At 38.1% G+C, this 1,034-nt stretch carries 2 protein-coding genes and 1 pseudogene; 2 read left to right on the forward strand and 1 reads right to left on the reverse strand.

The genetic code is table 11. From position 1 onward, the window contains the following. Window positions 1-146, reverse strand: a 146-nt coding sequence (locus ACFINO_RS09940) for a DUF4102 domain-containing protein (RefSeq protein ID WP_375655652.1), incomplete at its 3' end; no start/stop codon positions are given. Between the two features lie 97 nt (window positions 147-243). On the opposite strand from ACFINO_RS09940, the gene ACFINO_RS09945 reads away from it, so the two are divergent. Next, window positions 244-603, forward strand: a complete 360-nt coding sequence (locus tag ACFINO_RS09945) for a hypothetical protein (protein WP_375655650.1) — start codon at window positions 244-246, stop codon at window positions 601-603. A 221-nt stretch (window positions 604-824) separates the two neighbouring features. After that, window positions 825-1,034 (forward strand): annotated as a pseudogene (locus ACFINO_RS09950) (hypothetical protein); the annotation flags it as partial.

A 1,034-nucleotide genomic window follows, 5' to 3' on the forward strand; every position in this document is an offset into this window, starting at 1 on the left:
CGGCGCCGACCATGAATGGTATAGCGATAAATCCATTGAGCACCTCCATCTTTACGCTTATGAAGTAACAAGCCGGCACCATCATTATATTTGCCAGCTCCCAATGTTGCGACAGCCCTTGCATTAAGACGGTTCATAAGAGCCATTTTTAGTCCTTTCTTATACAAATTTTATCCACACACTCATCCCACTTGTTATGTACAAATGAGTGGTTTTGATTGATTCAACATAAACAGCTTTGAAATGAGAGACTCTTACGATATTCGAGACTCTCATTCAACATACAGAACAGTGAATTATTATTATAAATCAATGCCTTGTAAAGTTGATTACAGTACCAAGGCTCAAGTGAAAGCGTGGATTTATGGGGGCGATTTGCCAAGAAGCGTTTTGAGTTGTGAAGCGTTGATAGACGAGGTGAATAGGGAAATCAAAAAACGTACAGTTAAAGCAGTGAAAACTTATGATGATATAGACAACGAGCTAGAGAAAGCACTTGGTATTCAATTAGGTAGATATCAAAATGAAAAAAATAAAAAATACGTATTGACATTAAGGAAAGGTTCGTTTAGAAAGGTCGACAAGTGCCTAAGAAACACTTAGCGTTAAGCGGATAAACCACGATAAGGTTTCTCCCATCTTCAAAATACTGACTTTCTTTTATGCTGTCATTAGCATATAACGATTATGTCGGGTGTGGTTACACCATACAAGACTCTTTATGAGAAAAGTGTGACGACGGACTTAACGCCGTGTTTCTTAGCACCCGGCGCCCTTTTAGGGGGTGTCAATAAGAAACCTTTATTACGTTAAGGATTACTAGCATGAGTGCTACAGTTAAAAAGAGAAAACCATCCAAAAAATATGAATTAACCAATGAAATAGATCATATGACTGGTCTCACATTATACCGTATACGAGCTTTAAAAGATTTTGGAGATGTCAAAGCAGGGGATCTAGGTGGTTTTATAGAAAATGAAAGCAACCTATCGCATTATGGTACGTGCTGGGTATATGATAAAGCCCGCGTTTTT

This window comes from Bartonella sp. AA83SXKL (genome assembly GCF_042196965.1).
In the GTDB taxonomy this organism is placed as follows: Bacteria; Pseudomonadota; Alphaproteobacteria; order Rhizobiales; family Rhizobiaceae; genus Bartonella.